The following is a 26286-nucleotide window of genomic DNA, read 5'->3' on the forward strand; positions in this document are numbered from 1 at the left end:
ATAGTTTGATTAAGACTAAAATCTCTGCTAGATAATTCACCTATTTCTTGATTAGTTAAATCAAGATTTTTAATTAAATCTTTTTGTTTAATTTTAGTGTTATTTAATGTATGCTGTGCTTTTATTAGTATTTTCTTTGCAACTTCAATCTCTTGTTCCTTCTGTTTAATAATCAAAATCCTATTATTTAATAAATTTTGATTTTTATTAACTAGTGAAACATAAGTTAATGTTGCTCCGGCAGTAACTACCAGCCCTGATGCAATCGCAAGGTATATTCCTAATTTATTTTTTTTAGTTCTTCTCACAAAAATAACTCCTCAATGAATAAAAAATGGATTATATTTCACCACATATTAAATTAAACTAGATAAATTTTAGTCAAGATTTTAAACCATAAGTTTATTTACGGGTGGATCTTATATGATAATTATATATATAGTACGCAAAAAAAAAAATGACTTTTGATATGTTACCCTCTTTACTGGACAAATAAAAACCAGTAAGGAGGGTTATTTTTATGCGCTATGATTATGAATTTAAAAGAAAGTGTGTCGAAATGTATCGACAAGGTATATCCCCAGACACGCCTGATGGTGTTTCAAAAAAATTATTTAGAAACACAGTTCGAAAATGGGTCAGAATCGAAGATGCACGTGGACCTGAAGCATTAAAGCACAAATTACAAAATAAAGCTTGGTCTTCAGAAGAAAAGCATGAGTTAGTATCTCGAGTGCTTGCAGAAAATTCGATTAGTTCTGTTGCGATTAATGCAGGAATAAGTGAAGGAATTCTATATCAATGGGTTCGCAAATATGAAATTTATGGATATAATGGTCTTATCGATAAAAAGAAAGGGCATAAATCAAGGAATCCAGATATGAAAAAGATTAATTATAACAATCGCATAAAACTTGAAGAATCCGAATACGAAGAATTAATTCGTTTAAGAACAGAAAATGAATATATCAAGGCAGAAAACGAAGTAATAAAAAAAGAGATCGCCTTGAGAGAAGAAATGAAAGCTGCACTACTCAAGGCGAAAAAGCAGCACTCATCAAAGAACTCCGTGAAAAAGGATATCAATTAAAACATCTTCTTAAAGCTACCCGAATGGCAAAATCAACTTATTACTTTGAGATAAATAAGGTAGATGTTGTAGAATTAAGAAACGAAGAATTATTAAATGAAATCAAAGATATCTTTAATGAACATAAAGGAAGATATGGGGTAAGGCGTATTCACCAGGAACTTTTAAAAAGGGGTTATCAGGTTAATCATAAAAGAGTTCAACGTCTTATGCATAAAGCATCTCTATTAGGAAAGCGACCAAAAGAGAAGAATCATTCTTACATGGGAGAAGTTGGAAAGATTGTTGATAATGCAATAGACAGAGACTTTCGTACAACTGCGCCTTTGCAGAAATGGACTACAGATGTATCACAATTTAACTTCTCATGGGGTAAATGTTACTTGTCCCCTATATTAGATATGCATACAAATGAAGTTGTGTCATATAACTTAGCATTACATCCAAACTTAGAACAGGTGAAGAGAATGTTGGACAATGCATTTGATAAGTTTTCAAATGTAGAAGGCTTAATATTTCACTCTGATCAAGGGTGACAGTATCAACATGCTTATTATAGAAACAGATTAAAAGAAAAAGGGATTATTCAATCAATGTCTAGAAAGGGAAACTGTTATGACAATTGTATTATGGAGACTTTCTTTGGCAGAATGAAAAATGAGATGTATTATGGTTTTGAAAAAGACTTTGAATCTTTCCAATCTTTTTCAAAAGCTGTAGATGAATATATGGATTATTATAACAATAAAAGAATTCAGGCAAAAACAAAATGGATGCCTCCTGTAAAATACAGGAAAACATCCATTTGTGTTGCCTAGTTAATAAATATGTGTCCAGGATTCTGGGTACATATCATTTTTTGATAATTAAAGATTATTTTTTAGCTTGTTTTCTTTCTTTCGGAGTTAATATCATTTCAAAATTCACAATAGAGTTATTTTTACTTCTTCTTTTTTCAATTAACAATAATATGACCTTATGAACAAAATAAATAGGAATAATAATCAATGGAAGGCCAAGCCCATAAGCAAGCAATGTCGGTGATGATGAAATATCCTCATATCCCTTAAATGCTATTGTTATTTTTTGAACAAGGGCAACAAGCAATAAAAATGATAATGAGAAGATAACAGATGTATAAACTTTTCAATAATATAATGGATTTGAAAAAATTATTGGTTTTTTAGACATTAAATTAACGGAGTTAAAAGCTGACGTAATACCAAGAATTAAAAAGGCAATAGTTGAAGCAGCACTAATTATTTGATCAGGCCCAAGACCTTGATTATAAGCCCATAAAGCACCCAAATAATAGCCAATCATTGATATAATACCTATTAAGATGCCCTGCCATAAAATATTTATACCCATTTTATTAGCAAATATTGACTCATATTTTGAAAGAGGACGTCGATTCATATAATCCTCTTTTGTATCTTGTAGTCCTAAAGCGATGGCCGGAAAACCATGGGTAAATAAGTTAATTCATAAAAGTTGTGTCGCTGATAAAATATATATTTCTTTATTCTTCAAAACATCTCAATTATGAAATACAGCCTTAAATATCAACAATCCAAGAAAAACTAATATAATTTCAGCAACAGAAGTAATTAGCAAATTCTGAATTACATTTTTTATTTTTTGATATATTGAACGACCGTTTTTTACTGCTGAAACAATTGTCGTAAAATTATCATCAGCTAGTATCATATTGGCTGCTTGCTTTGAGGCTTCTGTACCAGTAATACCCATCGCGCAGCCAATATCAGATGCCTTTAAGGCAGGAGCATCATTGACTCCATCGCCGGTCATTGCTACAACTTGATTTCTTTTTTGTCAAGCATTTACAATTCTAAGTTTATCTTCTGGTTTAACGCGAGCATAAACTGAGTATTTCTCAATATTTTGGCTTAATTCTTGATCGCTAATTTTATCTAACTCTACGCCAGTTATCGCTAGATCGCCTTCATTAAAAATATTTAATTTTTTAGCAATTGAAATAGCTGTATTTATATTATCACCAGTAATCATTACTGGTTTGATACCGGCTTGACGACAAATTGAAATTGCGTCTCTTGCTTCTTCTCTAGGAGGATCAATCATAGCAACTAAACCTTCAAAATGTAAATTATTCTCTAGAAAATCAAGTTGATCACTATTCTTCTTAGCTAGCAATTCCTCTAAAGTTGATTTAGTTATTTCTTTAGATGCAACCGCCAATACCCGGTATGACTCATTTGACCATTGATTATTAATATGAAAAATGCTATTTTTTTCATAAATAGTTGTTAATGTTCTATTAACTAAAACATCAGGTGCACCTTTAACGATAACTATATATTTATCGCCAATCTTATTGATAGTAGTCATCAATTTACGATCAGAATCAAATGGTCAAACATGAATACGCTTGTATTGTGATTCAAGTTTAGCCTTGGTCATAAATTTTGAATGCTTATATAATTCATATAAAAACGATGACTCTGTAGGATCGCCAACAACCTTAAATTCTCCATTATCTAGTGATAAATTTGCCTCTGAACAAAGTGAACCGTACTCAATAATTTTTAGATATTTTTCATTCATCGATGTATCACTGAGTTTTTTATTATCTGAACTAAAAATGTCAACAATTGTCATTTTATTTTGAGTTAAGGTACCTGTTTTATCAGAACAAATAACTGCACAGCTGCCAAGAGATTCAACTGCCATCAAATCCTTGACAATTGCTTGTTTCTTAGCCATTCTTTGAACTCCTATTGCCAAAATAATTGAAGTAAATGCAATTAGACCCTCAGGAATGGCGGCGACGGCTAGTGAAACTCCGTTAACAATAACTGTACTTCAAAAGGTCATTTCCTTATACAAAGAAGGGCTTGAGACAGCAAACAAAATTTGTGCTAGCATGCTACATAAAAATAATCCAAGTCCTACATATCCAAATATTTTTCCTAATTTGTTAATTTTAATTTGTAGTGGACTCATAGCATCTTTTTGATTACTTACAAGTGATGAAATTTTACCAAGCTCGGTTTGTTGTCCAATAGCACTAACGACATAATAACCAGTTCCGCTAGCAATAATTGAAGATGAATATAACATAAATTTACGATCAGCTAAAGGTAAATCTAAATTCCTCTTGAAATTATAATCTTTTATTGCCGGTTCACTTTCACCCGTCAGTGAGGATTCAATTGACGATAAATTCGAAGAAAATAATAAATAACCATCAGCAGGCACCACATCGCCAGCTTCTAGCAATATAACATCTCCAATCGTAACATCTTTTGAATCTATTGAAATTAATATACCATCACGGATAACTTTGGCCTGCAAGGGATTTAATTTACTTAATGCATCAACAGCCTTTGCACTTTTTATTTCCTGAATTGCGCCAACAAGAGAATTTGTTAGGACTACAAATAATATAATTGATGGTTCAATAAATTCAACAACTAATTCTGTATTAAAGTTTCATTGCCTATTAGATGCGCTAATAATTGCAAAAATGTATGATAACAATGCGGCAAGCAACAAAATAATTACAAGGATATCTTTAAATTGAGTTAAATATGTAAAAAAGGGATTTATTTTCTTTGTTTTTTTTAATTCATTTAAACCAAATGTTTCCTGGCGATGAGCAGCTTCAGCTGAAGTTAACCCTTCTTTTATCCTAGTATCTAACATATCATCATTAATTTCTGGGTATTTTTCGATCTTTTCTTTTTTCATAAGTTACCTTTTTATTTTACAAAACAGTGAAAATAATTTTATTGATATATTTTTAAAATTTTACATTATTTTTATAGTTTTTAAGGGGAGTAAAAAAAATAATGAATCCGTTTTAATAAAATACAAAAATATAAAAACCAGCACTTTAAAATAAGTGCTAGTTTTTATTTTTTTGGAATTAACGAGCTGTTTCAAATGTATTAATAACTAAATTATTTAATTCATTTGCTTCTTTAGCTAATTCTAATCTGCATGGGCAGTAATATTCTGCTTCACATTCACAGTATTGACCAGCAAGAATTTTTGATAATTTTTCTCTTCTTCATAGAGCTAATTGTTTTTCAATAGGTGTTGAAGCAAAGAAAATTACCATATATAGAACAAATAACGCTGATGTTGCACCATATCCAACTAAGTCAGAAACAAAGTTTGCCTTATCAGTTCCTTGAGCTGTGAAGTATTTAGCAAGTGTCAATCCAAGTGAAACAAATGGATCTAACATGTAGAATACTAATGTTGTTATAACCATAACAACAGCAATAATACCTGCTCATACTGTGTGTTTGTTCTTTTGAACAGCAATAAAGTTTTTCTTTCTGTTTTCAAGAGCACCAACAACTGCTAATGCAATAAACATAAATGCAAATACAGCCATTCAGTTAGCCATTAAGTCTGAGAATGACAATAATGTACCAATGTCGTATCCGTATCCTGTTCCATAACCAGTGATGTCGATATATGCATACGATCCAATTGCTGTAAATACAACCATAAATGGTAGAGATAATAATAAACAGAATAGAGTTCCAACGATTGGCATTTTACTGTTTTTCATATATCTGTATACTGAAGCAGGAACATAAATTTCCCCTTCTTTAATTAAGTCTTCTACGAAACGAGTTGCTCATAATGAGAATCCATTTAGAATACCTATAACACCAATAGCGATAAATACATTAATTAGACCAAATGCTCAACCATGACCTTTTCCTGCTAATAAATCACCAAAGTCATAGAAACCACCTGACTTAGCACCAAGTGACATAGCTGCAGCAATAACAATGTAAATACCAGTCATTGATAATAGACCAATAACTAAAGCTGCAGGAGTTTTTTCAGGATTCTTCATTTCTGATTGAATACCAGCAGAAACATAGAAACCATCAAATGCAAAGAAGATACCTGCAATTGATCCAAATATACCTAAAACTGGAGTTAATTTTAAGAAGTTTGTAGAATCTTTGTTAAATAATGTTTCCTTAGTAATAGGGGTTCAGATATCTGCATTTCCTTCTTTTACACGTAATCCTAGGAAGATAAATCCAACAATTACGATAGCTACTAATGGGATAAACTTAACTGATGTTATTATTAAGTTTTGAATGTTTCCAGCACGACCACTTAAACCAGCTGAAAATAGCATTCATATTGTTAATACTAGTCCAATAACGAAGTAAATTCATGGAGCAGCATGTGATCCACCAAAGTTTGGAGTTAATCCAAATCCAGAAGCTGCGTCTTGGAATTGAAGTATTACATAATAAGGCATAAAGAAGTATGTAAATGGTAGATATAAGTAAGTCATAAAGAACTTATTAGCCTTATATATGGCTAGCGTGTTAAACGCCTTAGATCAACCAATCATACCTAAGTTGTCATTACGACCTGACGCTACTTCAACTAGAGCAAGAGCTAAAGTAACAACAGCAAAACCGGCAATTAATCATGTCGCTAATGATAGAGCGATATTTCCGGCAGAGTATTCTAGAACTGCTTTAGATCTTAAGAAGATACCAACACCAATCGAACCACCAAGTACGACCATGATTGCTGCAAAGAAACTTATTTTTTTCTTTGTGTCAGAAGTAACAACCATTTGTTCTTCGGCCATCATATATTTCCTTTCATATAAATTAAAAAATAAATAAAATTCGAACTTTAGATACACCAACATTTATATGTCTCTATGTCCCACAAAAGATGTATCCAAATTAATATTATATTGTTTTTTAAAAAATGTTAAAATAATTCACGATAGCAAGGTCTTTTTAATAGAAGAGCTTAATACATTGATTCTATAAAATTAATATTAAGGGGTATAATGAATAAAATAATTTTTGTAATTGATATGCTAAACGGTTTTTGTAACAAAGGAAAAATGGCAAGCATTCATATCAATAATCTAATCCCAAAGATTGAAAAGTATTTATTTAAAAATAAAAATGAAAAAATGTTATTTGTTTGCGACTCACACAAGGAAAATGACGTAGAAATGCAATCATACCCTTTACATTGTTTAGAAGAAACATGAGAAGCTGAAATAGTAGACGAACTAAAACCATATGTAACCGATGTTATTAAAAAAAACTCAACCAACGCTTTTTTTGCCTTTGTTAAATCAGGTTTGATTGACTTAATTTATAAATATGATGTATTTGAAATCCTAGGATGTTGCACTGATATTTGCATATTGCAATTTGCCCTTACCTTGAAAACATATCTTAATTTTAAGGGTTTAGATAAGGAAATTATCATTTATAAAGAACTTGTTGATACATTTGAAAATGAAAATCATAGTAGAAAAGCATATCATGATTTTGCACTTGAATTAATGAAAAACAGTGGTATAAAAATTAAATAAAGTAGGCCTTTGAGATGCCTACTTTTTTGGATATTTCATTTTTAAAATAATATGGCGGGCAATAAGGGATTTGAACCCTTGCGAGCTATTAACTCCTAACAATTTTCGAGACTGTCCCCTTCGGCCGCTTGGGTAATTGCCCTTTTTTAACAATATAAATTATAAACAAAAAACTATTTAAGCATTTTATTTTAATTTTATCTTTATATACTTCTTACCAAACATATTACTCTCGTAACTTGCTTACCTAAAAAAATTCTAATATTAATGTCAAAAGTGCTCAAATTCTTAGCTGCGCAAATAATTTAAATTAGATTAGTATTGATACTAACCGCCAAATATTTTTTTTATAGCAATGAAGAATTATATTAATTATGCTAATTTACGAAATTGTTTTTGGTTTCTTATGTTGGTTCTCTTCAGTCACATTTCTTAATCAGTTAACCTTAGCTGCTACAATTTCAAATATCCCTCATCTAACGAAATCAATTGAAAAATATAGAAAATATGACAATTCTAGGCTCAAAGAACTTGTATGATTATTTCGTAGCGGTATAATGATTACAAATGTTAGGATTATTAATCACATAAATGATAATCAATGCGCAGATAACATAGTTAATGAACCTACAATATTCCTTCCGCCAGCCCCTGGCAATGCAGCGGCTGTATAGAACCAACACCAAATAGGATTAATAAATAAAAATGTTAATGATGTAAGCAAAAATATTCTAGTAAATGTTGATGCAACCTGAGCCTTCATTAGACTTATTCATTCCAAAACAACGGGCAATCTAAGAAATTCAATAATCTCTCTATTGCCAAAATCTGATTGTCCATTTCTAACATCTTTAAGCATTTGAGTTACCTTATTAATTATTTGCGGATCAATTACTCCAGATTTTAGTTGAACATCAAACACTGATTGTATTAACTTTGGGTCACTTGATCTTAAATAAAACTCAATATTATGAGAAATGGATTCCTGTGTCCCTTTTGATGTAGCGGGTGAATAGGCAATACCAAAAATAACGCCTAACATAATCAATGACATGCAAAAACCTGAGATAGTATGAAAACCCCTTAGAGCATAACCGTGTTTTTTTGCTTCCTCAAAATTATTTCTACCTAGGTTACCAGCGACAAAATATGAAACATTAGATGAACAGGCAGAGGTAATAGCCGATGTTATTGATGAGAGACTCTCAACTAAACCTAAAATTGTAACTGCATTAATTCCCATTCACTTTTCCCCGATTCCGGAACCGTTTGCCAAATCATCCGGAAAGGCTCTAGCTCAAATGATCATTCTAATAGGTAGAATAACCATTGCAACAATTGTTATTAACATAGCAGGTATGCGTTTTAATATTTGCTTTGCAATCGGCCTAGTTATATAGTGAATTTTGAAAATGTTAATAAATATTGGTCTATCCTTATAGTAAGTTAATAAGGAATCTGACAACAAACATACCAATCCACTAACAATAGAACCAAAAGCTGCATAATAAGCATGACCCTTAAATGCATACAACAAAATAGAATTTATTGTAGCATTTGTAGCAAGAGTTAGACATGCTGAAATAAAAGCTAGATTTGAATGGCCAGTTTCATTGAGTTGCATATTCGTGTTAAAGTTAAAGGATGTCAAAACTCACGAAATTGCAATAAGCATTAAATACATTCTTGCCTCATTTAGAGCTGCACCCTTAATCTTGGCACCGCCAATAAGATGTATCAATGCAGTCGGCTGACTTCAAGAAGCCACAGCAAGCAAAATACTTATAAATAAATACATCCATATTCTAAGGTTCATAATTTGTTTAACCTTATCAAAGTCTTTTCTACCATAATATTGGCCAACAAACATACCTGCAATACCTTGTATAGCAAAAAATATTGTATATATAATTCCAGTGTAAGTATTGGCATAAGTTAAGGCATCAATTCCCGAAGGAATGTGACTTACCATAAAGTTATCTAAAAAACCATTTAAGCAAAACAAAATTTCACCAATAATTATTGGCCAAGTTTTTGAAAAATAGAGCTTTAAATCATGCTTAGATTGAGGCAGCAATCTTCTCAAATAATGCTTTTTTTCTTTCTTTAAAACATTAGATGACATAATTACTCCTTTCTAAAATATTTAAAATTTAAATTAAAGAATTCAAATCTTCTCCTTAATTTCTTTTAGTGTCAAATTATCATCAAAATCAATATTTTTTATTAACTTTAAAAAATCTTTTTTATATAAATATCTTTTTATTAACAAATCTGTTCTTTCTGGGTCAGAAGCTAAAAATATCATTTTATTAACATCATCACCTGAATAATGTCTAAGTTCCTTAATAACTAAATTTTTATTAAGATTGAGCATATATTTCTTTCTTTTATCATTGGCTCTTAAATGTGAAACTGAATTAACATACAACCAAAAGCCTACAAAAGCAGCAATTGCACCGTTTCGACCTGCGGTTCGTTTTTTTAATGATATAACGTCAGACTGATTAATGGCCTTCTTTATATTAGGGAAATATTCCTTACTAAATTTTGGCCCTGTGAGTTTAGATAAAGATAAAACAGGACACGAGGGATCTAATAATGGATTAACCAAATTTTTTGGAAACAATTTTATTAATATTTGCTTTTCTAATGTTGGATTATGTCCTATAAATGTAATTTCATTAATATCAATTTTTGAATTAATATCGTATATATGTTTTATTATATTTTGCTTCAATGTTGATCAAATGCCTTTTATTGATTTAATTTTTAAAAAATCAATAATAAATGTTCTTGTTTCGAATTTTCCATTTTGATTTAAAGCACCCACTGTATAAGCAAAGGGAGTATTAACTGGAATTGCTAATAATCTTGCAAAAGGATTTGATATCGCTTCAAAATCAATATATACATATTTACTATTCATAATTAGAATTATAGCACTTTTATCAGAATCGAAGGTTCTAAGAAACATTTGACAATATTTTTGATTTAAAATTAAGTATATTTTTTAAAAATGTTTTTATAAAAAATACAATTACTTCCAAATTTTAATTTTTGTAACTACTTATTTTATAAGTAAATTTGTAATATAATATTATGGCTATGGAATTAAAAAAATATATTAGAACAGTTGAAAACTTTCCTGAACCAGGTGTTAAATTTAAGGATATATCTCTTCTTTTGGCTAACGGTAATGCCCTAAATTACACAATTAATACTATGTCAGAATTAGCTAAAGATGCAGACATTATCGTCGGACCAGACGCTAGAGGATTCCTTTTTGGCACTCCTGTAGCCGCTAAATTATCTAAACCTTTTATTATGGTAAGAAAAAGGGGGAAACTGCCTGGCGAAGTTATTAGTTGTGCTTATGGTTTAGAGTATGGGCGCTCAATCCTTGAAATTCAAAAGGGATTAGTAAAACCGGGACAAAAAGCAGTTATTATTGACGATGTTCTAGCTACCGGAGGAACCTTAGAAGCAATAACAAAATTGTTAAAGGACCAAGGAGTTGAAATCCTAAAAATTATTGTGCTAATGGAACTTGACGGTTTTAATGCAAGAAAAAGATTAAACTGTGAAATTGATAGTTTAATTTTTATAGATAAAGATAATAATAAGTAAGTTCTGCTAGAACTTATTTTTTGTATAATTTAATTTTATCGAGGAGGTATTAATGAAAAAATATAGTAAATATGAAGAAATTGAGTCAGAATATCGCTTTGACCTGGAAGATATTTTAGGCAATAAAACATATCAGCAACTTTTTGATGAATATTTTGCCTTGTTTGAGAAACAAATAGAAATAAAAGATTCAAAATATGATAATTTTGATAATTTTGTTGCTTCAATAAAACTAAATGAGGAATTCATTTTGTTGAGTAATAAAATTGAAAATTATCTATCGAATAAATTGAATATAAACATTATTGATCCTAAAATCAATGAGATGATAGCAACTTTTGAAGCAACAAATGCCAAATACGCAAAAAGATTGGGCTCAGAAATTAATCGTATTGATCGACATAAACAAAAAATTAAGGAATGGCTAAATAAACCAGAATTAAAGGAAGTAAAAAAAGATCTTGAGGCAATATTGCTTGAACTAGATCATAAATTGGATGATAAGATTGAAACATATTTAAACGATACAATCTCTGGTCATCCAGATGTAACTGAATTGTTTGGTGTTTTAACCGATAGTGAAATTACATTTGGCTATGCACACGATAGACATGGCAAAAAACATGAAATTACAAGAGCAAGCATGCAATCATTTAGAAAACACGCTGATGAACGAGTAAGAAAAGAAAGCTATTTTAATTATTTGAATGGTTATTTAAAACATAAACAAATTTTAGCCAAAATGTTATATCAATATATCAAGGAGTTATCGGTTAATGCCCTACATCGAAAATATCCTTCAACGCTTGATTCAATTTTAATGAATGACCATGTTGACAAAAAATTGCTTGAAATTATTTATGAAAGCGTAATTTCAAATATAGATATATTTAAAAAATATCATAATGCGCATGCTAAATTCTTTGAAGCTAAATTCAATAAAAAAATGGAATTATGAGATACTTCGCTTGATTTGATAAAAATCAAGAATTCATATTCAATTAAGGATGGCCAAAAAATATTAAAAGACATAACCTCAGTAATGCCATATGAATACCCAAAAATAGTTGATAGAGCTATCAAAGAAAGATGAATAGATTATATAAATGTTCCCTCAAAAAGATCGGGAGCATATTCAATTGGTTCAACACATGGAATTAATAAGCTTTATATTTTAATGAACTGAGATAATACATTCAACTCTGTGAACACCTTATGCCATGAAATGGGACACTCAATGCATTCATATTTTTCAAATAAAAACCAAAGTGTATATCGAAGCCAATACACTATATTCATAGCCGAAATAGCTTCAATATTTAATGAGTTATTACTAAATGATTATTTAATTTCAAAAGCAAAAACAGATGAAGAAAAATTCTTTTTACTTAATGAAAGCATTAATGACTTTGTCGTCACAGTACTAAGACAAACACATTGGTCTAATTTTGAATATGAGTTATATAATCGCATTGATAATAATGAACCTCTTAATTCATATGAAGCTATTGAAAAAATTTATGTTGATGTATCAAAAAAATATCAAATAAGTGAAAATGAAGTAAAAATTGGCAATCCAATAAATATTCATAGCGTTATGGTGCCGCATTTCTTTTCATATTTTTATGTTTATAAATATGCACTCGGTTACATTGTGGCAAACTTCTTCTTTCAAAAATATAAAGTCGAAGGAAAAAGCGCATTAGAAAATTATGTTAACAACTTTCTATCAGCAGGGGATAAAGATTGACCGGTTAATGTCTTAAGGGACGCTGGTGTCGATGTATATTCAAAAGAAATTTATAATATGGCTTTTGAAATTCTTGATGACAAGGTTAATGAGTATATAAAATTAGGAAACAAAATTTTTACAAAAAACAAATAGATAAAAAACTCACAATTAATTTTGTGAGTTTTAGTTTTTAAAATAAATATTTATTTTTATTTTGAATCATCAACATAGACAATTGTGAATCTAAGCGGTTCGCCGCCAAATTCTTCATCGAATAAAGTTTTTATATAAGCCTTATCGGCGCTTGTTTTGTATAATCTCAAGGCTCTTACATATTTTGCAAGATCAAATTTCTTTAAAATAGCTTCATTTTGAAACAAAGCCGGATAAATATGAGAATATGTAAAAATTGAGACTTCTGAATTTCCATCAGATTTTTTAGTAATCGATAATTCAAGAATAATACCTTGCTTAGTTAATAAATAAACATCATAGGAATCTTTATTATTTTGTGAACTTTCTTCAATAACATATTGAAGCATTTCATTTGTTTTAGGGCGATTAAATGACCCTAGATCCAAACTGTTTTTTTGAAGTTCTTTACTTAAAATATCAGTAATACCTTTAAATTGATTAAAAGCTTCATAAAGAGCAAACGTAAATCGATCAAGATTAAACAAAAACCATAATCAATTATCTTTAAAAAGTTTAGCTAATTCAGGGCGATATTTTTCCAAAGCAATGACCTTATTCTTTGAATTAAAATTATCATTTGATTTAAAAAATGCAATAACATTATTGGCATAAAGCAAATAATCTTTAATCTCAGTTAAATAGTTATCATTTATCCTTTTTTGTTTTTGTATATAGGCATTTTTATCAGCGTTGTTTTTAAAGGCTAAATCAAGAAGTGAATTAACATATTCATATTTCAAAAAAACATCTCATTTTTTCTCTTTTTCATCATTAACAGCTATTGAGGATAATTTAGATTTGTTATTTTGCTGACTCGTATTTTGGCATGATATAACAGCAATTGGTGCAAATAATGTAGCAAGAGCTAAGCCAGAAAGAATTATTTTTTTTCGCTTCATAATATTATATGTCCTTCAATATTAATAAACCAAGTGCTGGAAAATTATAGTTCTTAACAACAACATTCTCAAAAGCATCAAATCCACGTTTGTTATGATGAATAATCGCATTGTGAACAGCATCTGAAACTAACTTAATTGATATCTTCGAAGATATTGATTTAGGAAAATAAATCATCCTATCAAAAGTCAAAAAACTTTTATCACTTTTATTTTTAGAAATCAAAATTCTTAATAAGAACTTGTTTTTCTTAAGATAAAAAATATCATCTTTGGATTCAGGCGATTCATCTCCTTCTCTCAATTGATCCCAGTTGTTATCAATAAAATTTGCATCATTTGGTTCAAATTTTTCTGCGTGGTTTTTTAAAGATGCGATAAATTCATCGCTATGCTTAACTTGACCAAAATCCGGAAATTTTCATCAATCCAAAAAAGTTCATGTAAATCTTTTAATGTTTTTTATAACAAATAGTCAATTTTTAGAATAAAAATCCCTTAATTTTTTAATGTTTTCCTCATTATTTTCATCGGTAAACTTTTTGGTTATTTTTTTTGCTTCATCAAAAAGCTTCTTCTCATCTTTTTGAGACTCAAGAAAATTTGTTTTTGCTACTTCATCGCCTTTAAATCTTAGGTCTATTAACTGCTTTATCAATAAGTTGGTTCTCACTTCATCAGGATTTTCAATATTAGGAATATATTCAAAACCCTTAGGGATATTATTTCTTAATTGAGTGCTTGGCTCATTATTAATACACGAAACTAGCCCATATGATAAAGGTAAGACTGAAATAAATGAAGTAGATAAAATAATCTTATTAATTTTTTTCATCGATAAACCTCATAGTAAATTTAAATATTTTAAGTTCTTCTTTATTTATTTCATTTAAAACATCAGCTAGATCATCATTATATTGATATATTGCGTGAAATTCAATATATTTTTCATCAATGTATGGCTTAATAAAAGTTTTTTCATCAAATGGCTCATTTTCTAGTTCGGCATCTTCTTTTGCTGATTCTAAATTCGATTTGAAAGTTTTAACACGCTTCTCAAAAATTTTTTCTTCTAGTTGTTTTAGTTGATCTTCAATATTCATTTCATTTTTAAAAATAAGAATGTCTGGAACTATCAAAAGTTTAGGAATTCCCTTATCTATAAATTTTCAAATCTTAATTACCTTGTTATTATCAAATAAAAGATAAACAATTTCCTTGTCTGTGAAGACATTATATTTTTTAAGCTCAGGTATATCCTTAAAAGGCATTTTAATCAATTTTTTAGGCGTATTATCTTGCACGCTAATAGAAAGAGAATTAAATTTTTTTCTAACCTCATTAAAGTATTCTTGCTCTTTGGCAAAAGTTTTATATCTATCGCCATAAGGATTAAAAATGTACTTAAATTTAGATAAATTATTCAACGTTCAATATCAATCATTCGATAATGTATTTTTAATAACCTGCATTGAAGTTAACGCCAAAGGACGATAATCTTGGTTTTTATGAACGCTATTTTGAATAAATACGGGATCATAAACAAAAGCATATTTTAATTCGTTAAATTTAGAATCTGATTTATTTTCTTGTTGAAAAATGTAAATATTTTTTTCATTAAGATTATTTTTAGCAAAGAAATCAAGCAATAAACTAATTGATTCATTTCTATAATATTCTTTTCTTTGTTTTTTAGGAAAATCGATAGAAGTATCTTTAATATTTTTTATGTTAGCACAACTAATAGCACAAAGCGGTAATATCGGCAAAACCAAGCTAGTTAGATATAACTTTTTCATAAAATAGTTTTTCTAATGGTTCTTTTTTAATTCCGGTATATAAGATATTGCCATTATGTATTAGGGTTACAGAGTTAACATATTTATCGATTTCAGCCAAAACATGGGAACTAATTAAAATTGTAATTTTTTCATTTTCATTAATATCTTTTAACAATGAAAAAAGTTCAAATCTAGCTGTCGGGTCCAAATTAGCTGCTGGTTCATCGAGAATTAATAGTTTGGGCTTATGCAATAGTGCTTGAATTAATAAAATCTTCTTTTTTTGTCCAGAAGAAAATGTATAAGGTCTTTCATACAATAACTGTTCTATATTAAAAAATTTAAGGTAGTTTTTAATTTCATTAATAGCATCAGTTTTTTTGATATTCGATAGTATTGAAAGATTGTAAAGATAATCAAAAACGGTTAATTCTTTCGGAAATTCAGCAACTTCTGGAACATATCCAATAATTGAACGCGCTTCTGCTTTTTTAATATTAATATTATTTATTAAAATATCACCCTCATAATTTGCATATGCACCAATAATTGTTTTTATTGTTGTTGTTTTACCGGCACCGTTTTCTCCGATAAAGGCATGAAATGCACCGTGCTTTATAGCAAAATTAATTGATTTAATTCCGCGATCAGTTTTTGGAAAGATTTTTTTTAGATTAATGATTTCTAGAATATTTTCCATAATTACTTGTAATCCTTTCTCTTGTATAAAGCAAAAACTGAAGCAAATAATACACCAATCAAAATTGCTCATAAAATAAAGTAAACATTTTTATTAACAATTTGTTTTTCACGATTTATAGCAAACACTTTGTCCGCAGATTGGAAAAGATAGTTTGTAGGACTTGTTGTTAACTCGTATCTAATTAAAACTTTTTCATTCTTAACAAAAAGTCTCTTTTCAAACCCTGCATATCCTCCGATGTAATAATTGAAACCAGCTATTTTTAATTCAATTTGATTATCGCCATATGCACTTGAACTTTTTGGATTTTTTATAACTGCTTCAAAAATTTTATTATTTTGGTAATTAAAATATATATAGTTTAGTAATGCAACGCCTAAATATATTTTTCTCTCTATTTCTGATTGCAATTTCTTTTCTTTAACAGCATTTTCGTTGAATATTGTAACATTTGAATTCAAATATTGATTAATTGGACTTTCTAAATTATTTATAAAAGTAGAAATACCTTTTGTTAATTCATTATGCAAATCAATAACATTTTCAGATGTTTTATTCTTTATAAAATCATCAACAAATCTTTTAGCTATATTGTTAAAAATTTTATCATTTAATGCTTCATAAACATATTGTCATTTTAATCTCCCTACAATATTGTTTTCAGCAGAAAATTGCGAGTTATCCTCAGGGAATGAAATATTAACGCTAGATGCTCCCTCTCTCGCATAAATAATATCAGTATTAATAGTATTAGGTATAACTGAATTAGATTTTAACAACCCTGGAACAATATACTTTTCAATATTACCTTCTTTGGATGTAACCGTAAATTTAGGCAATTTAGGATTTTCATCTAACTTATATTTATACAAAATGCTATCTAGATTGTTATAATAAATATAATTATCTTGATTTGAGTATTTAGTTTTGCTAATTGACTCAAAAACATTTTGGTTTTTAGTATTAAAAATATCTAGTAATTGATACGGAATAGATAATCATGAATAAAATTGCCACTCACTCGATGAATTATTAGCAAGTTTCATTACCTCTCTAAGATATGAGACTTGCTCGTTTGAAAATTGCTTATTTTGAGATCCGTTGGGAATAATTAACAACTCATCCTTATTATTGTTTATAAAATATGGTTCAACATTTGCTTCATTGCCAGAGAAGTGATATGGATATTTCTTATTAATAAAGTAAGCAGCGTTATTAACATTTGTTGTTGCGTTAGCTGACAATAAAGAACCACCAAGAGCTAATGGAATAAAAAACACCAAAGGCAATGTAATAGCAATTTTTTGGCTTAGTTTATATCCTATTAGCGCTGTAATTAAAGCAATCATTAAGTAAGATGCTAAGGAGATAACAAAAAATAATAGCGAATATAAAAACAGATTTGCTCCTGAATATAATGCGTATGTTGACAATAATGAAGAAATAAAAAGAACTGTTGATCATAATAAACCGAAGTATATTAATGATAGTAATTTGCCTAAAACCAGCCCTTTTCTTGAGATCGGTTTAGCAATGCTAACAAGCTCTAATCCTTCCTGTTCGAAATCTTTAAAAATATTTAGCGCCTTAATAGATGCAAATAATACAGTTACTATAAGAACAGAAAAAATATAAAGATATGAAGCAAGCGTCAAATATTTTTCGCTAATCACAAATTTAAATACAAAACCAACTATAAATGAAAAAATTAAAGTTATAGCAGGAATGATAATCGAACTTTTCTTCTTAAAAACAGTATTAAATGCAAATTTCGAATATTTAAATGCTGAAGTTTTCATTTTTTAGACCTTTCAAATTTATAATATATAATTATATATTAAATTAGTAATAATACATATTTTTTATAATTATAATTATATTTTTAATGCAATTTTTTAAACAAAAATGTGAAATAAAAACCACTAATAAGTGGTTTTTAATATATTATAAATTAGTTCATTTCAGTATTATTCTCATCTGTTTGTGGGGTCGTATTTTGTTGTTGTTGCTGTTGTTGTTTCTTTATGAACTCCATAGCTTGAGACATTTTTTGTTCAAAATCATTTATTTTCTTTTCTAATTCATCATAATTTTTATCATTCAATTCTTTTTGGATATCTTCCTTAACCTTTTTAATTTCAGAAAGTTGTGATTCCTCTATTTTTTTAGCTTCTTCTGATTCAAGAGTTTTGTCAATTTGATGAATTAATTGTTCTGCTCTAACAGTCAATTCAATTTCGCGACGTTTTTTCTGATCAGCTTCTCTATTAAGTTCGGCTTCTTGCACCATTTTTTCAACATCTTCCTTCGATAATGAAGATGTATTTTGAATAGTAATGCTTTGTTCTTGATTTGTCTTTTTATCTTTGGCTGTAACCTTGGTAATACCATTAACATCAATTGAAAAACTTACTTCAATTTGTGGCACTCCTCTTGGTGCAGGGCTTATTCCGCTAAGATCAAATCTTCCTAATAATTAATTATCTTGTGCCATTTGTCTTTCACCTTGTGTAACAACAATTGATACAGAGGTTTGATTATCTGCGGCAGTTGAAAAGATTTGACTTCTTGTTACAGGAATAGTAGTATTTCTTGGGATTAAGGGTGCGACAATATCTCCCTCAACAACAATACCTAGGGTCAACGGAGTAACATCAAGCAATAGAACATCTTGAATATCGCCAGCAAGAACTGCACCCTGAATAGCGGCGCCAACACTAACTACCTCATCAGGATTAATTGAATTATTTGGTTTTTTGCCAGTAATATCAGAAACTATTTTTTGAACAGCTGGCATTCTTGTTGAACCACCGACCAATAAAACTTCGGTAATATCATTTCAATTTAATTTTGCTTCATTTAATGCATCAAGCAATGGCTTTTTAGTTTTTTCTAATAAGTCCGAAGTCATTGCCTCAAATTCTGATCTTTTTAGCTCTAATTCAACATTAATTGGACCATTTTCATTCATAGCTAAAAATGGAAGTGAAATGTTTGCAACCAATGATTCTGAAAGTGAAATTTTTGCTCTTTCTGCTTCTTCTTTCAATCTAGCCATTGCCATCTTATCATTTCTAGCATCATATTTATACTTATTGCTTATTTCCTTAATTAGTCAATCAACAATTTTGTGGTCTCAATCGTCACCACCTAAATGATTATCGCCAGAGGTTGATAACACTTCAAATGTTCCATTTTCCATTTCAAGAATAGAAACGTCAAAAGTACCACCCCCAAGGTCAAATACTAATATTTTGTGATTTTCATCTTTTGACTTATCTAACCCAAATGCTAATGCTGCTGCAGTTGGTTCATTGATAATTCTAACAACATCTAGACCTGCAATAATACCGGCATTTTTAGTTGCTTCACGTTGCGCATTATCAAAATACGCTGGAACTGTAATAACTGCTTTTTTAACTGCGCTCCCAATTTTCTTTTGCGCATATTCTTTCATATATGAAAGAATTAAGGCACTAATTTCCTCAGGTTTATAATCTTTTTGATTTGCTTTAACAGTTTTTGAACCACCCATTAATCTTTTAATTGAGGCAATACTATCTGGATTTGTCTCTAATTGTCTTTTTGCACTCTCACCAATTATTGTTTCGCCGTTTTTAAAGGCAACAACAGATGGGGTAGTTCTCTTACCATTTGGATTTTCTAAAACCTTAGGAGTTCCATTTTCAACAATCGAAACCACAGAGTTAGTTGTACCAAGGTCAATTCCTAAAATAACTTCTTTTGTCATATTCTTTATCTCCTTTTTTAAATTTAAGATTAAGATTTTTTACATATTTAAATCATCTTTCAATAATTTATAAAATAATTGTACCATATTTTTTAGCACTTTAATAAAATGAGTGCTAATTTTTATTTTTATTATTAAATTTCATTGATTAGCGAATTATTGCTAATTGATTTGTTATCTCTAAAAACCTTGGATATATAAAAAAATGAGGTTTTAATTTTCGCCTCATTTTTTATATATTTCTTTTTGCTCCTCGCTGAAGCAATGGCCTCTAACATCAGATTCATATTTTGCACACCTTGAAACAATATATGAAAATGCTTTATCAAAATTTTGAAAGCTTAGTTGTCTTATTTTTTCTATTCCTTCTCATCTACGACCCTGACTTATCTTATCAGCAACATAAAGAATCTTATCAAGCAACGATAATTCTATATCTAATGAAGTATGCTTTTTAATTGCTGAGAGGACTTCCGGATTATTATATTTATAAACATCTCTTAACCAAAAAAAAGCTGTGGTTTGATGCAATTTATATGGCTCCAAATTTGTTCGACTAAATCCGTATTTTTCCAAAAAATCATATGCATCTTGTTCATTCCAATTCTTGGTTATATCATGAGCATAACCCGCTTGGTAAGCATTTTTTATTTTATAATTATTTAATTTTGCAAGCTTTATAGCAAATTCTGCCGTCCATTTTAAGTGAAAATATCTAAATTGCTTTTCTTTATCTTTAATATCAAAGATTAGATTTTTAGCAATTTCCTCAAAATATAAAAAATTTTCACCGATGTATTTTTGTACTCTATCTTCTACTTGCGAAAAATCACCTTTTCTATATTTTGTTGAAGAAAAATTATAAATAGTATTGTTCAAAATTCTTACATTAAATTTCTTCGCATTAACTTTTGAAAACTTATTACCGCGGTTAAATGCACAAATTTTTACTTTATTAGCAATCTCATCAATTTTTTTTCATTTATTTAACATGGGTACATTATCAGTGCCAATAAATAAATAAAGTTCATCATTAGGGAATTTGCTTCTAAAATAATTTATTGTATCAATTGTGTATGAATTACCTTTTCTATTGGTTTCAAACTCAGACAAAAACATTTTATCTTCCAAGACCATATTGATCATATCAATGCGATGGTTATTAGCAACATACTCACTACTATTCTTAAAGGGGTTTTTATTAGTGGGCACAAAATATAACCTATCTAATGAAAGCTCATTTATTGCGAATTTTGCTAAGCTAATATGGCCTTTATGAATCGGATTAAAACTACCACCATATATTCCTATTTTCATTTAATCCTCCAAACTAATTCTCTTGTTTTTTGTCTTTGAATTCTTTCTTAGAAATTTTATATTGTCTGTATTGATATTTTTTTCCATACTATATTGATATAAAGTTTTTAATAAATTATTACCATTTATAAAATTTTGTTCATTAATTATTTTTTCAACCATATTTTTTGAATCGCTAGAAAGTATATCAAATGAAGAATCAGAATTAAAAATTGTCCTTAAATTACCAATACTTACCCCCAAACCACGAAGTGGCTCTTCATCTCACAAAGAATCAAAAATCAATTCAACATTTTTTCATATCAAATCAAAGTTGCTAGTTCAAGTTGAAATGCTTTTGTTTTTTGAAATCCATATCTTATTTTGGCGTCTTAGCATAACAGAAACTTGTTTAGCCTCTAAATTTGCGTCACTCGCTCTAAGACATACATTTTGAGTAATTTTCTTTAATTCATTAAGCAAAAAAAGTCTATCACTAGAGTCGTCAGTAATAAATGTTTTGCTATTACTTATACTTTTAGCATCGCTATAAAATATATGATCAATCCCTGTATTAATTCCCTTTAAATTTTCAACAAGTTTAAAATAATTTTTGCCAAAAACGCTTCTTAAAAAAATATCATTATCACAATTTACTAAATCTGCTCAAGTCTTAATGTTATAACTAATTATTTTTTTTGAATTAGCTTTACCAATACCAAAAATTTTTTCAACACCTAAATCATAAAAATGTTTTTTAATATCTTCCTTTTTTGTTTCCAAAATACCAAATGGTTTTGCCTTGTTTGTAGACATTTTTGCTAAAAATTTTGTATAAGAAATACCTATTGAGCAGGGAATGTCAAATACATTAAGGATATCATTTTGTATTTTTCTAGCAAAATCTATCGCATTGCCATTCTTTTTAATATTATTAGTAACATCTAAGTAACATTCATCAATCGAATAAACTTCCAACATATTAGAGTAGTTTGTTTTTATAAAATTAAAAATTTTTTTAGACATTAAAGAATAAAGTTGATAATGAGGTGAAATAACAATTAAATCCTTAATCTTATCTCTTACTTTAAAAAGGGGATCTCCACTTTTAAAGCCTTGTTTTTTTACTTCATAAGACATAGCAGAAATGATTGCTCTTCTTGAATTCAAAGCAATTACCACTGGTTTGTTTTTTAAATTTTCATTCTTTGATCTCTCGCAACTTACAAAGAATGCATCCATATCAATATGAAATATAACCTTAGCCATTTAATCCTTTTTTAAAAGCGCGATAAACTATTGAGGCACATTCTAAACGATTAAGATGAACCTTAACATTTTCAAATACCAACAATTTACCTAAATCAATATTTATATCTATTTGTTCTTCTCTGTTAATTAATTTAAAGTACTCTTCCAGAATACATAAAATTTCGCTCTTATCTTTATTTAAAACTTGATCAATCATCAATTCCACGCTCGAAATAAAGATAGCGCATCCGGTTGCATAATACTTTGCATCAATTAATTTATCATTTTCAAATAGTAAATTTAGCTCTATATCATCAACGCAAACTCTTGAATGTTCTTTTATACCATTTCCTCTTGGAATAGATAAACTGTGCTTTGGTTCAGAATAAGAATTAAATATTATTTGTTGTTTTTCTTGGGTACTAAATGATTTCAATAAAATTACCCCCATTTTTTAATTCCTTAATTAATTTATCAATATCCCCTTTATTGTTATACATTGCTAACGATATTCTTACATATGAACTACAATATTTGTTTGTATCTTTAAATTTATAAGCGCAAAAAGCACCAGATCTCACATAAATATTTCTGTTCCCTAGATATGATGCGACATCCTGGGCCGGAACGCCTCTAATATTAAACAAAATTATCGTATCGCCTTTTTTAGAATCGATTAAAACATTAGGCAAAGTTTGCAATTTCTCATAGGCATATATCGCAATTTCTTTCTCATATTTAAATAATTCTGTAGCATTAAAACTTTTAAAAAACTCAATTGCCCTTCCTAATTGGATAATGCCAGCAAAATTTGGTGTGCCGGGTTCTCACTTAGAAGATGAATTTCTCATTACTCAATTATTTGATTCTAAAATATTTTGCACCTGGCCACCACCCCATTTTGAAGGTCGAAGATTTTTTAAAATATTATTTTTTATAGCTAATATTCCAGTCCCAGTTGGACCATATAATTTATTGCCAGAAAATGCAATAACATCACAATAGCGAAAATCAACGCTACTATGTACAATAGCTTGGGCTGCATCGTTTATTAAAATAATGTTTTTTTCTCTACAAAGTGAGTATATTTTCTTAATATCAAGATTTATTTGAAAATTATTTGTTAATTGAGGTAAAACAATAATTCGTGTATTTTTATTAATAGATTTTATAATGTCCTCACCGTCAAAACAATATCTAAATCTTATATTTTTAATGCTAAAATTTTCAAGAAAGGGAACAATTGCAGAAGAATGGTTAAAATAAGTAAATAATATTTCACCACTCTCTACAACCTTTGAAAGCATCTGCGCCACCAAATTTAAACTTTCAGTTGTACCCGAAGTAAAAATTATCTCTTCAGGATCAGCATTAATAAACATAGCAACATCACGTCTAATTCTTTGTAGATCACTGTTTAATTTTATTCCTAGTTTCGAATCAGCAGTACGAGTTGAAATTGAATACTTTTCATAAAATTCCATCCCTTTTTTTATCACTACATTAGGCTTAAATGTTAAGGCAGCGTTATCTAAATAGATAATATTAGGATTATTTTTAAACATAGGAAAAATTTTTTCTCTTTGTTCATTAGTCATTTTTTTTCTCCTGTTTAACAAAAAAAGAAAGATATTCAATATTTTTTGACTTCTCCCCACGGATTGGGCTCTCAATAATAGGCTTTAGTAATATAAAATTATTTTCCCTAGCTATATTAATCACTTTATTAATTATATATTCATGATGTTGTTTAGGAACATATCCACCAGGTTCAACATATTTGCTGCTTGCTTCAAATTGAGGTTTAATTAAAGCAACTAATAAAACACCATTACCAAAGGTCCTATTGCAAACCTCAAAAACATATTTTAAACTTATGAAAGAAACATCGCAAGTCACTAAGTTTATATCCTCACCGAATAAATTATTATTTATTACCTTAAGGTTTGTCTTTTCATATACAACGACCTTATCATTCATTCTTAAAGAAAAAGCTAATTGGTTTGTGCCCGAATCAAGAGCATAAACCTTTCTTGCTTTATTTTCTAATAATACCTGAACAAATCCGCCTGTTGAAGAGCCAATATCTAAACAAACTTTATCCTCCACGTTAATACCATATTCCTTAATTGCTTCTTTCAATTTGTATGCGCCACGTGAAACATAATTATCCTTTTTTTGTTTAATGGTAATAACACAATCATCACTAAATCTTAATGTTGGGTAAAAAACTTTTTCATTATTTACAATTATCCTTCCTTGCATTGCTAAAGAATCGATGGTTTTTTCATCCAATAAAAATTTTTCCTTTATTAACTGTTTCAAGGTTTTTTTCATATTATTTATTAATTATTTGTTTAGAAATTTTATCGAGAATTTTATTAACAAATTTATAATCATTGCCAGGTGAAAAAAGCTTAGTAATATTAACCAATTCATATATCACTACGCTACTATCATTGTAAGTTAGTTCATAAACGCCAAATATTAATATTGCTCTAATTAATGGGCTAATTCGCTCCCACTCCCATGTTTCTAGTATAAACTTCTCAATAATTTTTTTTAAGGTTTCATATTTTGACTCTATTATTTGCAACGCTTGTATTTCACAAGGATTTATTTCATTTAGAGGATTATTAACAATAACGCTCGTATCTAAATGCACACTAAATAGTTCTGATTGATAAAGATAAAAAATGATGTTTTTTCGATAATTATACTTTTTAACTAGAAAATTGCCTTTCATGCTTATTTGTTTTTTTTCTTTCATTACTTCTCCAAGAAATTTATTAATTTAATCATTTTTTTATCTTTATTTTTAGTTAGCGTAAAAACTACACCATTAAACTGACACTTATTGTTTGATACTTTAAATGGCAATCTTGCATCATATCTCATTTTTTGATAAACTTCTTCAAAATTAGAACCAATAGCGCAATCCCTTGGGCCGCACATTCCGGCGTCAGTTAAATAATATGTTCCATGTGGGAGAATCTTAGCATCATTTGTTTGAATATGTGTATGGGTACCGATAAGTGCATCAGCTTTTCCATCAACATACAAACCAAAAACAGATTTCTCTGATGTTGTTTCAGCATGAAAATCAACTATATAATAATCAGCTTTATATAAGCTGTATACCTCATCAAACTTATCAAAAAAGTTATTTGCAACCTCTTGTTTCCAAGGTTGCAATAGGGGATTAAAAGTTATCCCCATAAATGATATAACAGCAATTTTATTCCCTTTAACATCAAATAGTCTAACACCTGACCCTGGATAGCCTTGATCTATGTTAACAGGTCTAATTAAATCATTATTATCAATTATATCCATTATTTCATGTTTAGCTCAAACGTGGTTACCCAATGTAAAGGCATTCACCCCCGCATTTTTTAATTGAAAGTAATGTTCAGGAATAAAGCCCTTTCTACCAGAAACATTTTCAGATTGTGCTATTACAAAGTCTATATTCTCGTCTTTAATAATTTTGTCTAAATTCTTTATAACAAAATCAATACCTGGGTTTCCAAATATATCGCCAAGAAATAAAATGTTTATATTCTCTTTTTTCATAGTTTTAAA

At 28.9% G+C, this 26286-nt stretch carries 21 protein-coding genes, 1 tRNA gene and 2 pseudogenes; 5 read left to right on the forward strand and 19 right to left on the reverse strand.

Features of this window, described 5'->3' with window-relative positions:
• Window positions 1-308 (reverse strand): hypothetical protein (locus tag ACWXVP_RS00530; RefSeq protein ID WP_456012587.1); only part of this gene is annotated, 308 nt, incomplete at its 3' end.
• A gap of 251 nt (window positions 309-559) precedes the next feature.
• Here ACWXVP_RS00530 and ACWXVP_RS00535 point away from each other — a divergent pair.
• Window positions 560-847, forward strand: a pseudogene (locus ACWXVP_RS00535) (transposase); the annotation flags it as partial.
• A gap of 116 nt (window positions 848-963) precedes the next feature.
• A complete protein-coding gene (locus tag ACWXVP_RS00540; protein ID WP_456012645.1) occupies window positions 964-1908 on the forward strand; it encodes an IS3 family transposase in 945 nt (314 codons plus the stop codon).
• Window positions 1909-1963: 55 nt separating this feature from the next.
• Here the strand turns inward: ACWXVP_RS00540 and ACWXVP_RS00545 are convergent, their stop codons facing one another.
• Both ACWXVP_RS00545 and ACWXVP_RS00550 read right to left on the reverse strand, forming a co-directional pair.
• On the reverse strand, window positions 1964-4822 hold the full coding sequence (locus ACWXVP_RS00545; protein ID WP_456012588.1) for a cation-translocating P-type ATPase: 2859 nt from the start codon (window positions 4820-4822) through the stop codon (window positions 1964-1966).
• Window positions 4823-5000: 178 nt separating this feature from the next.
• Window positions 5001-6716, reverse strand: a complete 1716-nt coding sequence (locus ACWXVP_RS00550) for an amino acid permease (RefSeq protein ID WP_438340370.1) — start codon at window positions 6714-6716, stop codon at window positions 5001-5003.
• Window positions 6717-6923: 207 nt separating this feature from the next.
• Here ACWXVP_RS00550 and ACWXVP_RS00555 point away from each other — a divergent pair, with 207 nt between their 5' ends.
• Window positions 6924-7463: an isochorismatase family cysteine hydrolase gene (locus ACWXVP_RS00555; protein ID WP_456012590.1), complete on the forward strand. Its 540-nt coding sequence runs from the start codon at window positions 6924-6926 to the stop codon at window positions 7461-7463.
• A 52-nt stretch (window positions 7464-7515) separates the two neighbouring features.
• On the opposite strand, the gene ACWXVP_RS00560 is transcribed toward ACWXVP_RS00555, so the two are convergent.
• From ACWXVP_RS00560 to ACWXVP_RS00570, 3 genes are all read right to left on the reverse strand, one after another.
• Window positions 7516-7605: transfer RNA gene (locus tag ACWXVP_RS00560), tRNA-Ser, on the reverse strand.
• A gap of 240 nt (window positions 7606-7845) precedes the next feature.
• Window positions 7846-9588 (reverse strand): MATE family efflux transporter, encoded by a 1743-nt coding sequence (locus tag ACWXVP_RS00565; RefSeq protein WP_456012592.1) that lies wholly within the window; start codon window positions 9586-9588, stop codon window positions 7846-7848.
• A gap of 33 nt (window positions 9589-9621) precedes the next feature.
• Window positions 9622-10392 carry a hypothetical protein gene (locus ACWXVP_RS00570; protein WP_438340373.1) on the reverse strand — a complete coding sequence of 257 codons (771 nt, stop codon included), beginning with the start codon at window positions 10390-10392 and terminating at the stop codon, window positions 9622-9624.
• Between the two features lie 173 nt (window positions 10393-10565).
• Here ACWXVP_RS00570 and ACWXVP_RS00575 point away from each other — a divergent pair, with 173 nt between their 5' ends.
• Window positions 10566-11093, forward strand: coding sequence for an adenine phosphoribosyltransferase (locus ACWXVP_RS00575; RefSeq protein WP_456012594.1), 528 nt, complete (start codon window positions 10566-10568; stop codon window positions 11091-11093).
• A 52-nt stretch (window positions 11094-11145) separates the two neighbouring features.
• Window positions 11146-12978: an oligoendopeptidase F gene (gene pepF, locus ACWXVP_RS00580; RefSeq protein ID WP_438340375.1), complete on the forward strand. Its 1833-nt coding sequence runs from the start codon at window positions 11146-11148 to the stop codon at window positions 12976-12978.
• A gap of 56 nt (window positions 12979-13034) precedes the next feature.
• Here pepF and ACWXVP_RS00585 read toward each other — a convergent pair whose 3' ends face one another.
• The 13 genes and pseudogenes from ACWXVP_RS00585 to ACWXVP_RS00645 all read right to left on the reverse strand — a co-directional run bounded on the left by ACWXVP_RS00585 (window position 13035) and on the right by ACWXVP_RS00645 (window position 26277).
• Window positions 13035-13919 (reverse strand): aromatic motif membrane protein, encoded by an 885-nt coding sequence (locus tag ACWXVP_RS00585; protein WP_438340376.1) that lies wholly within the window; start codon window positions 13917-13919, stop codon window positions 13035-13037.
• 4 nt (window positions 13920-13923) lie between these two features.
• A complete protein-coding gene (locus ACWXVP_RS00590; RefSeq protein ID WP_456012596.1) occupies window positions 13924-14754 on the reverse strand; it encodes an aromatic motif membrane protein in 831 nt (276 codons plus the stop codon).
• Window positions 14741-15718: an aromatic motif membrane protein gene (locus ACWXVP_RS00595; RefSeq protein WP_456012598.1), complete on the reverse strand. Its 978-nt coding sequence runs from the start codon at window positions 15716-15718 to the stop codon at window positions 14741-14743. The genes ACWXVP_RS00590 and ACWXVP_RS00595 overlap by 14 nt, the downstream gene beginning before the upstream one ends.
• Window positions 15696-16400: an ATP-binding cassette domain-containing protein gene (locus ACWXVP_RS00600; RefSeq protein ID WP_438340379.1), complete on the reverse strand. Its 705-nt coding sequence runs from the start codon at window positions 16398-16400 to the stop codon at window positions 15696-15698. Before ACWXVP_RS00600 ends, ACWXVP_RS00595 begins: the two co-directional genes overlap by 23 nt.
• 2 nt (window positions 16401-16402) lie before the next feature.
• Complete coding sequence (locus ACWXVP_RS00605; RefSeq protein ID WP_456012600.1) at window positions 16403-18202, reverse strand: ABC transporter permease; 1800 nt, start codon at window positions 18200-18202, stop codon at window positions 16403-16405.
• A gap of 152 nt (window positions 18203-18354) precedes the next feature.
• Window positions 18355-20154 (reverse strand): annotated as a pseudogene (gene dnaK / locus ACWXVP_RS00610) (molecular chaperone DnaK).
• Between the two features lie 213 nt (window positions 20155-20367).
• Window positions 20368-21471, reverse strand: coding sequence for a nicotinate-nucleotide adenylyltransferase (locus ACWXVP_RS00615; protein ID WP_456012602.1), 1104 nt, complete (start codon window positions 21469-21471; stop codon window positions 20368-20370).
• On the reverse strand, window positions 21472-22719 hold the full coding sequence (locus ACWXVP_RS00620; RefSeq protein ID WP_455993822.1) for a Y-family DNA polymerase: 1248 nt from the start codon (window positions 22717-22719) through the stop codon (window positions 21472-21474). It abuts the gene before it with no gap.
• A complete protein-coding gene (locus tag ACWXVP_RS00625; RefSeq protein WP_444704830.1) occupies window positions 22712-23137 on the reverse strand; it encodes an iron-sulfur cluster assembly scaffold protein in 426 nt (141 codons plus the stop codon). Before ACWXVP_RS00625 ends, ACWXVP_RS00620 begins: the two co-directional genes overlap by 8 nt.
• On the reverse strand, window positions 23124-24299 hold the full coding sequence (locus tag ACWXVP_RS00630; RefSeq protein ID WP_456012604.1) for an aminotransferase class V-fold PLP-dependent enzyme: 1176 nt from the start codon (window positions 24297-24299) through the stop codon (window positions 23124-23126). Before ACWXVP_RS00630 ends, ACWXVP_RS00625 begins: the two co-directional genes overlap by 14 nt.
• Window positions 24292-25038, reverse strand: a complete 747-nt coding sequence (locus tag ACWXVP_RS00635; protein WP_456012606.1) for a TlyA family RNA methyltransferase — start codon at window positions 25036-25038, stop codon at window positions 24292-24294. Before ACWXVP_RS00635 ends, ACWXVP_RS00630 begins: the two co-directional genes overlap by 8 nt.
• Window position 25039: 1 nt before the next feature.
• The gene (locus tag ACWXVP_RS00640) at window positions 25040-25471 is read right to left on the reverse strand and encodes a transcription antitermination factor NusB (RefSeq protein WP_438340387.1); all 432 of its coding nucleotides are present in this window, start codon (window positions 25469-25471) and stop codon (window positions 25040-25042) included.
• Window positions 25471-26277 (reverse strand): TIGR00282 family metallophosphoesterase, encoded by an 807-nt coding sequence (locus ACWXVP_RS00645; RefSeq protein WP_456012608.1) that lies wholly within the window; start codon window positions 26275-26277, stop codon window positions 25471-25473. Before ACWXVP_RS00645 ends, ACWXVP_RS00640 begins: the two co-directional genes overlap by 1 nt.
• Window positions 26278-26286 lie beyond the last annotated feature (9 nt).

Source organism: Mycoplasma sp. 1781, from assembly GCF_053851675.1.